Raw genomic sequence first — 9,834 nt, 5'->3', positions numbered from 1 at the left:
TCAAGGGGTTCTTTTTTGAAATTAAATGTAAAGCTAAATGTAAAATAGGTATTTAGGCTGTTTCTATTTTTAATAATTTTTATTTAGGACAGTATTGAAAAAAATTACCTTATAAACTCTATGGTTTAATAATTGTATCTATTCTAGAAAAATATTATTATGGAAAATCACGAAAATATAGACAGAATGTCCACCCTTAGCCAAGTAATGGAGACCCTGAGAAAAAGAGGGATACATAAAGAATTCAGAATGAATGAGCAATGTGAGATGAAATACGAAAACTCTGAAAAAAATTATCAACCAGACGAATTAACGATTGTAAAAAGTTACCGTTTTGAAGGCGACAGCAACCCGGATGATAATGCAGTTTTATATATTATTCAGGATAATGAAAAAAATGTAGGAATCATCATAGATTCTTACGGAGCCGACAGTAATTATCCCGGTGAAGAATTTGACGCTTTTCTTAGAGATATTCCCATTCAGTATAGTGACGAATTTTAATCCTTTTTATTCAAAAAAAAAACAATCCCGATTCTGTTGAGAATCGGGATTGTTTTATATATTTTTATGAAAGTTTATTATTTTTTGTCCTTATTTTTCCTTTTATGTTGAGTTGAAGATGAGGAAGTGAGCGTGGAAATATCTTTTTTGGCATCTTTAATAGATTTTTTCACAGATTCAATTTTTTTCTCTGCTTTTTCTACTTTTTTCTTTGTTTTATCTACATTTATTCCCACTAATGTTTGTTTAAGTCCACTTTCGATACCTTTCCAGAACATATTGAAGAAAGATTTTGTAGGATCTCTTTCCACACCTTCTACAACAACCGATTCTGGAAATTTCCCTGAGTCTGATTTGATGAAAAGATTGGCAACCGCACTAAGTAAATTCTTTTTCTCCCGGCTTTTTTTGTCTAAAACTGAAATTTTCAGGTCTTTATGCTTCAAATTGAATGTCCCGCCAATTCCTTTAGGATTTCCTTTGAAGTTAAACAACATTTGCTGTATAGATCCCGTTGCAGAAACACTTAAATATGGAACAATAAATGAATTTAATGCAACTGCAGGAATATTGCTTAATTTTCCTGAAATGGCAAAATTATCGTTTACATCTGCAGTATTAAAGCTCCAGTTAACATCCAAAGGAGTAGTTTTCATAAAATTACAGTCGATTTTAATGTCTACATTGGTAGGTTTCCCTTTCATTTTTGCAGAATTCAGGTTTTTAACATTCATATTGAAATTGCTGAATGTTAATTTCCCAGGTCCATTGCTTTTTGGAGTATCTTCTTCATATTCCAGAATAGAATTTTTCAGTTGAAGCTGATTAATATACATCGGAATTTTAATTGATCTCAGTAATTTAGAATACAGAGGTTTTATTTTCGGATCATCTGCCGGAATTTTACTTCGGAAAATATTGGCATTGGCAGACTGAATAATCACATTAGAAGCATTAACAGATTTATTTTCTCCAAACAAATCCCAATTACCCTGTGCTGTAATCTGGTTAACTTTAATATTGTACAAATCCTGCTCTACAGGAATCATTCTGATGAACTGAGCTCTAGACACCAACGGAAGCATAGAAAATTGTGTTATCTGTACTGCATTTTGGGTAGCATTCAGATTTGCCATTTTCATTTGGTAAAAACGGGTTCTATACTGAAAATCGTCCGCAACTATTTTGTAGCTTTTTATTTTTGCTGCCATTCCGTTTTTGGCCGAATTTTCAATCATTTCAAGATTTTCTACCTGTGCATTGAGGTTACGTAAACTCAAAGGCTGATTATTCGCTTCGTAAGTAATATTCGAATTTTTAACATCTATTTTTCTTACCGTAATCGGATAATTGATTCCTTGCGATGAACTTTTCTTTTTCGGACCAGATTTCAACGACGTAATTTTCCCGTTTATTCCGTCTACCAAAACATTACTGATGTTGAGATTAAGCTTTTTTTCATCAAATCCAAATTTGGCTATATTGAATTGAACCAAATTGATTTTAAAATCCAGCAAAGCATTGGAAGACTGCACAGGCTTAGCAATAATATTTTTTATCTCACCAGTTTTGGGTGTTAAACTAAAACTTTCGGCAAACAAATCCTGCTTATCGTTGTAGTAGATATTTTTTCCATAAATTTTAAAATCTTTGTACAATACCGGAATTAGCTCCTCTGAACTTTCTTTGTTCATTTGAAGCTGATTGATATTAATATTAAGATCCTGAGCAAAAAGCAAATCTTTTTCATTGCTTTTTACCATCTGAACTTTAGCATGATCTACTTTCACATCTTTAAAATCAATATCAAAAGATTTTTTCTTCACTGCTTTTTTAACTGAAATACCAGTATCGTAAGCTTTTATAAAAGGATTTATTATATGGGCATTCGCCAAAGAAATTTTATTCTTCTCCAACGCAATATCCGTAAAATTCATTTTTGGAATACTGAACTGAAACATTTTAGACTTCTCAGGATAACGCTGCTTGAATTCCTCAAAAGAAATAAGTGGCTGCAACTGAAAATTTTCAACAGACATCTGTCCCTTGGTGGTGGTAATTTTATCTATTTTAAGAGAATATATATCATCCGGCTGGAAAAAGAAATTTTTTCCCTTAATACTGTATTGGTCGAATACTACAGGAAGTTTTTCTTCTACGGATTCTTCTGTAAGCTGAAGATTTTCAACATAAAGATTAAATGCCTCAACTCCAACATATTTTTGTTTGTTGTAGCGAAAGATATTAATTGTTCCATCGTTAATTCTGATATTTTCAAACTTAACAGGATTTGGTTTTTTACCTGTTTTTTGGTCTACAGGCTTTGCTAAAATAATATTAAGATTGGGTTTTGCCAGTAATAAATCTGACGAACTGATTACTTTATTGAAAATCGCATCATAAATACCGAAACGGCTTATTTTCAGGGTATCAATAGTTCCCTGCAGCCCAATTACATTAGTATTCTGTGGGTTTTTATTGTTAACGGTAATTCCGGTGGCAAGGATATTACCCGTTCCCAAATCTACATTAAGAGATTTGTAAGAAACTTTATAATCTGTGTTTTTTTTAATATAATCAGGAAGTTGGGTTTTAAGCCAGATATTTAAGCCAAAATTTGCCAGTAAGATAATTCCCAGCAAAATTCCAAAGCCTATTAAAAGCTTTTTAACCCAATTTTTTTTCATGATTAAATTTTGTATTAATGTTATATATTTTAAATTTTCAGTTCAATTACAAATCCTTCATGACCTCTTACATTCATAAAATTTCCACCTTCAAAACCTAAATACTGCCCTTTAATTCCGGTTAATTTCCCCGTAAATTCAGGATTTTTACTTAGTGTAAAAGAATTTATTTTTTCCGGCTTTTCATAAGGATAATCGAAACTCCAGAGATTTTCTCCTTCCGAATAAAACTTTTGAAAATCTTCAGGAAAATACTCTTTTATTTTCTGTTGAAAATCTGCTAAATCTATTTCGTCTTCAAAATCGTCCTGAAGCATTTTTTTCCAACTTGTTTTATCCGCAACATGTTGTTTCAATGCAACTTCTATCATTCCGGCTTCATAACGGTTTTCGGTTCTTGCAATAGGCAAAGCAAAAGTTGCACCCTGATCGATCCACCTTGTAGGAATTTGGGTATTTCTGGTTACTCCAACTTTCACATCTCCTGTATACGCCAAATACACAGTATGCGGCTGTAACTGAATTTGTTTTTCAATATCCAAATCCCGTTCCGCAATTCCCAAATGGGCTGTAGACAGTTCCGGACGAATGATGGTATCGCTTGCATAAGGACTTTCAAAAAAACAGCTTTTGCAGAAACCCATTCTGTAAATAGGTTTGTCTAATCCGCAATTTACACACTGATATCCTATATGTTTAATGGATAGCTCTCGCCCAAACAATTCATTCATGTGAATTAAATCATTAGAAAGATTAAGATAATATTGAATTGGCTGAGCATTGAAACTCGTCATTTTTAAAATTTGCCCTTGAAACTGCATGATATTTTATTTGAAAGTAAAAGTACAAAAAGGAGTATATTAAATTTAAGAAATAAAGTCTGTTTTATCATTTTCTAAAAAAATATTAATCTGAAAAACTCTTAAAATTCCTATTTTTGCTTAACTAAAACACTCAGATGACATATCTCATTACCGGAGGGAGCGGTTTTATTGGTTCCCATCTCGTCGAAAATTTATTAAAAAAAGGACATTCTGTCATTAATATTGACAATTTTGATGATTTTTACGATTATAAAATAAAAATTCAAAATACAATAGATTCTTTAAGTAAAAATATTCAGTTTGAATTCTCTGAAAAGAATAAAGACATTATCAAGTTATCAAATGATTTAAAATCAGATCATTATCAATTATTTTTCCAGAACATCCGCGATAAGAATAAAATTGTTGAAATTTTCAGAGAAAATAAGATTGATATGGTTATACATCTTGCAGCATTAGCGGGAGTTCGCCCATCCATCGAAAGACCTTTAGAATATGAAGAGGTAAATATTCGTGGCACCATGAATATTTGGGAACTTTGTCAGGAATTCGGTATCAAAAAATTTATATGTGCATCTTCTTCAAGTGTTTATGGCAACAACGAAAAGATTCCTTTCTCTGAAACCGATAATGTGGATAATCCTATATCTCCTTATGCAGCAACTAAAAAATGCGTGGAAATTTTGGGACACGTTTATCACGATTTATATCAGATAGATATTATTCAGCTCAGATTTTTCACGGTATATGGCCCAAGGCAAAGACCTGATTTAGCCATACATAAATTTACAAAATTGATTTCCGAAAATAAAGAAATTCCTTTCTACGGAGACGGAAGCACCGCCAGAGACTACACTTATATTGATGATATTATCGATGGAATTCTGAAATCTGTAGAATATCTGCAACAAAACTCGAATGTTTATGAAATCATTAATCTTGGAGAAAGTGAAGTTGTTACTCTTTCTGAAATGCTCTCTGAGATAGAAAAGAATTTACAAAAATCTGCCAGCAAAAAAAATCTGCCATTACAACCCGGAGATGTGCTAAGAACCAATGCCGATATTGCAAAAGCAAAGCGACTTATTGGCTATAAACCTGACACCAACTTCCAAAATGGCATGAAAAAATTTGTGGAATGGTTTTTGAGAAAATGACCTCATTATGCAGGAAAATCCTCTTACACAACAAACTAAGAGATTTTGGCAATTAAATTTTTATTAAAAGAATTGAAAATCAACTGATAAAAAAGTTTATAATATAACCTATTTTTATACTTTTGCAAAAAAAAATAAAATTATGTACTGGACATTAGAATTAGCTTCTTATTTAAGCGACGCACCTTGGCCGATGACAAAAGCAGAACTTATCGACTATGCGATCAGAACTGGTGCACCTATGGAAGTGGTAGAAAACCTTCAGGCAATTGAAGATGAAGGCGAAATCTACGATGCAATAGACGAAATTTGGAGCGACTATCCTACAGACGAGGATTATCTTTGGAACGAAGACGAATATTAATAAAGCATAAAGGCTTTAGGCATCTCGCCTGAAGCTTTTTGCCGATTCTAGATATTATCATTTACACGATAAGTGTTATTAAAACGCTTAAAGCATTTCGCTTGAAGCATAAAGCAAAAATTTATGAGTTTTTTAAACAAAGTTCTTAAAGGGTTTTTGGGAGACAAAAAAGCGCAGGACCTAAAGGAAGTAAAAAAAGTTGTAACAAAAATCAAAGCCGTTGAACCCAACATTCAGCAATTATCTGATGATGGTTTAAGAGAAAAAACTGCAGAGTTCAAATCTAAAATTAAAGAGGCAACAAGCAGCATATCGGCACAGATAGAACAGATTAAAGAGCAAATCAAAAACTCTAAAAATGTAGACGAAAAAGAAGCTCTTTTCTCCAGAATTGAAGCTCTAAAGAAAGATTCTTACGAAATTGAAGAGAAAATTCTTGCACAGGTTCTTCCGGAAGCATTCGCTTTAATTAAAGAAACATCGAGAAGATGGGCAGAAAATGGCGAAATCCGCGTAACAGCTACCGATTGGGACAGACAACTGGCTGCTGCAGGAAAAGATTTCATAGAAATTCAGGGTGACCAAGCAATTTGGAAAAACTCTTGGAATGCCGCAGGAACACCTGTTGTTTGGGACATGGTACATTACGATGTACAGTTTATCGGAGGTATTGTTCTTCACAGCGGAAAAATTGCAGAAATGGCAACAGGAGAAGGTAAAACTTTGGTAGGAACACTTCCCATATACCTAAATGCTCTTCCGGAAAGAGGTGTTCACGTAGTAACGGTGAACGACTATCTTGCAAAAAGAGACTCGGCTTGGATGGGACCATTATACCAGTTTCATGGAATGTCTATTGACTGTATAGACAACCATCAACCCAACTCAGACGGTAGAAGAAAAGCATACAACTCAGATATTACTTACGGAACCAATAATGAATTCGGTTTCGATTATTTGAGAGATAATATGGTTACTTCACCTACAGAATTAGTTCAGAGAGAATTAAATTTTGCTATTGTAGATGAGGTAGATTCTGTATTGGTAGATGATGCCAGAACACCATTAATTATTTCCGGACCTGTTCCTCAAGGAGACAGACAGGAGTTTGATGTTCTAAAGCCTTCTATCGACAGAATTGTAGAAGTTCAGAAAAAAACAGTTTCTGCTATTTTCAATGAAGCTAAAAAATTAATTGCTTCAGGAAATACAAAAGAAGGTGGTTTCAAATTACTTCAGGCTTACAGAGGTCTTCCTAAAAACAGACAGCTCATTAAATTTTTATCCGAAAGCGGAAACCGTGCTTTACTTCAGAAAGTTGAAGCTCAGTATATGCAGGATAACAACCGCGATATGCCAATCGTAGATAAAGATCTTTACTTTGTAATTGAAGAAAAGAACAATCAGGTTGACTTAACCGATAAAGGGGTTGAATACATGTCTCAAGGAAATTCTGACCCTAACTTCTTCGTACTTCCTGATATTGGGACAGAAATTGCAGAAGTTGAAGCCAAAAATTTGTCTAAAGAGGAAGAATTCGAGGCAAAAGAAAAATTATTCTCAGAATTTGCAGAAAAATCTGAGCGTGTACATACCATGAGCCAATTGCTTAAAGCATATACTTTATTCGAAAAAGACGACGAATATGTTGTTATTGACGGGGAAGTAAAAATTGTAGATGAGCAGACTGGCCGTATTATGGAAGGAAGACGTTATTCCGACGGTCTTCACCAAGCTATTGAGGCTAAAGAAAGTGTAAAAATTGAAGCAGCGACTCAAACTTTTGCAACAGTTACCCTTCAGAATTATTTCCGTATGTACAACAAACTTGCGGGGATGACGGGTACTGCAGAAACGGAAGCTGGAGAATTGTGGCAGATTTACAAATTGGATGTTGTGGTGATCCCAACCAACAGACAGATTCTTAGACACGACAGACAAGATTTGGTATTTAAAACCAATAGAGAAAAATACAATGCTGTAATTGAAGAAATTGAAAATTTAACAGCTGCAAAAAGACCTGTTTTAGTAGGTACTACTTCTGTTGAAATTTCTCAGTTGCTTTCAAAAGCACTTCAGTTAAGAAAAATTCCGCACCAGGTTCTGAATGCAAAACTTCACAAGAAGGAAGCTGAAATCGTTGCAGGAGCAGGACAGCCTGGAGTGGTAACAATTGCAACTAACATGGCGGGTCGTGGTACGGATATTAAGCTTTCCAAAGAAGTGAAAGAAGCAGGTGGTTTAGCGATCATCGGTACTGAAAGACATGATTCAAGACGTGTTGACAGACAGCTTAGAGGTAGAGCGGGACGTCAGGGAGACCCGGGAAGTTCTCAGTTCTATGTTTCTTTGGAAGATAATCTGATGCGTTTATTCGGTTCTGAAAGAATTGCTAAAATGATGGACAGAATGGGACATAAAGAAGGTGAAGTTATTCAGCATTCTATGATTTCAAAATCTATCGAAAGAGCTCAGAAAAAAGTAGAGGAAAACAACTTCGGAACAAGAAAAAGACTTTTGGAGTATGATGACGTAATGAACAAACAGCGTGACATAATCTACAAAAGAAGAAAGAATGCTCTTTTTGGAGATCATTTGAAATACGATATTACAAACATGATTTTCGATGTAGCCAATTCTATCGTAACTAAAGGAAAAGCATCTGGAAACTATAAAGATTTTGAATTTGAAGTCATTAAAAACTTCACGATGGAATCTCCGGTATCTGAAAATGACTTCAAGAACAAAACCATACAGGAGTTAACAAATATCCTTTTCAAAGCGGCAGAAGATGATTACAGCATGAAACTGAATCTGCTGAAAGAAAAATCTTTCCCTATCATTGAAAATGTATTCCAGACACAGGGATCAATGTTTAAAATGATTCAGGTGCCTTTTACAGATGGTATTAAAACATTAACTATTGTTACAGATCTTAAAGAAGCTTACGAAACTCAGTGTGAAAGCTTAATTAATGATTTTGAAAAAAATATCACACTATCAATTATTGATGAGAATTGGAAACTTCATTTAAGAGAAATGGACGATTTAAGAAGATCTTCTCAAGGTGCTGTTTACGAGCAGAAAGATCCTTTGGTAATCTACAAACAGGAGTCTTTCCATCTCTTTACAGAAATGGTCGATAAAATGAATAAAGAAATCATTTCTTTCTTATACAGAGGAGAAATTCCTGCTTAAGAAGTAGAATATAAATTTTAACCCGCTTTTCACGAAGCGGGTTTTTTCTTGCTAAAAACTTTAGGATTAGAAATATGACAAATGTCAAACTAATTACTTATTTAGAATAAGTAAAAACAATACCTTTGCAGGAAAATAATCATTCATGAATAAACTTTTGATATCTGCTTCGTTGCTTGCAACTGTATTTACTTTCGCTCAGGAAAACGATTCAGTTAAGACAAATAAAATTGACGAAGTTGTTGTACAAGGCTATATTACTCGCGATAGAGAGTCTGTAAACAAGATGCCTTTGAAAGAAATTGAAAATCCGCAAGTTTACAATATCGTTAATAAAAATGTTATCAAAGAACAGGTTGTAACTAACTTTAATGATGCATTAAAAAATGTGACCGGTATTACAAGACTATGGGAGTCTACAGGAAGAGGAAATGATGGAGGTGAATATTACACAATGAGAGGATTCTCTTTACAACCAAGTTTGACGAATGGAATGCCCTCTCTTACCAATGGAACTTTAGATCTTGCCGGAGTGGAAACCATCGAAGCAATTAAAGGTCCATCAGGAACACTTTATGGTGGAAGCGTAATTTCTTATGGTGGGTTAATCAATGTAATTACTAAAAAACCTTATCAATATTTTGGAGGTGAGGTAAATTACGTTAACGGAAGTTACGGACTTAATAGAGTTTCAGCTGATGTAAACGCTCCTTTAAGCAAAAACTTATTTGCAAGAGTAAACGCTGCTTATCAAAAACAAAACACTTTTCAAGATGCTGGATTTAGCGAATCTTTTTATGTTGCACCTTCAATTAAATTTATTGTAAATGACAGACTTACATTCTATGTAAATACTGAAATTAAAAAAAGTGAGTCAGCAAATGCACCAATGCTTTTCTTGAATAGATATAATCCTCTTACTTATTATTCTATCGGTGTTTTCAAAGACAACTATAAAAATTCATACACCAACGATGATTTAACGATTAATAATACTACTTTTAACCCGTAGTGCATTATAAAAAAGGTTGCTCAAGTGACTAAAAATTAGTATATTGTATTGACTACCAATCAAATACAATTATGAGCAACCTTGAAGC

7 protein-coding genes are annotated in these 9,834 nt (G+C 33.6%); 5 read left to right on the top strand and 2 right to left on the bottom strand.

Features of this window, described 5'->3' with window-relative positions; translation table 11 throughout:
• The first annotated feature begins 159 nt into the window (after positions 1 to 159).
• Positions 160 to 504 (top strand): hypothetical protein, encoded by a 345-nt coding sequence (locus IV513_RS13995; protein ID WP_209391177.1) that lies wholly within the window; start codon positions 160 to 162, stop codon positions 502 to 504.
• Positions 505 to 581: 77 nt separating this feature from the next.
• On the opposite strand, the gene IV513_RS13990 is transcribed toward IV513_RS13995, so the two are convergent.
• Both IV513_RS13990 and IV513_RS13985 read right to left on the bottom strand, forming a co-directional pair.
• Positions 582 to 3,191 carry a hypothetical protein gene (locus IV513_RS13990; RefSeq protein WP_209391176.1) on the bottom strand — a complete coding sequence of 870 codons (2,610 nt, stop codon included), beginning with the start codon at positions 3,189 to 3,191 and terminating at the stop codon, positions 582 to 584.
• 29 nt (positions 3,192 to 3,220) lie between these two features.
• On the bottom strand, positions 3,221 to 4,012 hold the full coding sequence (locus tag IV513_RS13985) for a DUF2797 domain-containing protein (protein ID WP_209391175.1): 792 nt from the start codon (positions 4,010 to 4,012) through the stop codon (positions 3,221 to 3,223).
• Positions 4,013 to 4,149: 137 nt separating this feature from the next.
• Here IV513_RS13985 and IV513_RS13980 point away from each other — a divergent pair, with 137 nt between their 5' ends.
• The 4 genes from IV513_RS13980 to IV513_RS16025 all read left to right on the top strand — a co-directional run bounded on the left by IV513_RS13980 (position 4,150) and on the right by IV513_RS16025 (position 9,746).
• Positions 4,150 to 5,172, top strand: a complete 1,023-nt coding sequence (locus tag IV513_RS13980; RefSeq protein WP_209391174.1) for a GDP-mannose 4,6-dehydratase — start codon at positions 4,150 to 4,152, stop codon at positions 5,170 to 5,172.
• A gap of 142 nt (positions 5,173 to 5,314) precedes the next feature.
• Positions 5,315 to 5,536 carry a DUF2795 domain-containing protein gene (locus IV513_RS13975; protein WP_027382805.1) on the top strand — a complete coding sequence of 74 codons (222 nt, stop codon included), beginning with the start codon at positions 5,315 to 5,317 and terminating at the stop codon, positions 5,534 to 5,536.
• A 123-nt stretch (positions 5,537 to 5,659) separates the two neighbouring features.
• Positions 5,660 to 8,734, top strand: a complete 3,075-nt coding sequence (gene secA / locus IV513_RS13970; protein WP_209391173.1) for a preprotein translocase subunit SecA — start codon at positions 5,660 to 5,662, stop codon at positions 8,732 to 8,734.
• 145 nt (positions 8,735 to 8,879) lie between these two features.
• Positions 8,880 to 9,746 carry a TonB-dependent receptor plug domain-containing protein gene (locus IV513_RS16025; protein WP_209391172.1) on the top strand — a complete coding sequence of 289 codons (867 nt, stop codon included), beginning with the start codon at positions 8,880 to 8,882 and terminating at the stop codon, positions 9,744 to 9,746.
• The last annotated feature ends 88 nt before the right edge of the window (positions 9,747 to 9,834 follow it).

The sequence above is a fragment of the Chryseobacterium sp. RR2-3-20 genome (assembly GCF_017808115.1).
GTDB lineage: Bacteria > Bacteroidota > Bacteroidia > Flavobacteriales > Weeksellaceae > Chryseobacterium > Chryseobacterium oryzae.
Note: the sequence above shows the minus strand (reverse complement) of the source record. Positions and strands in the feature narration are given on the sequence as shown.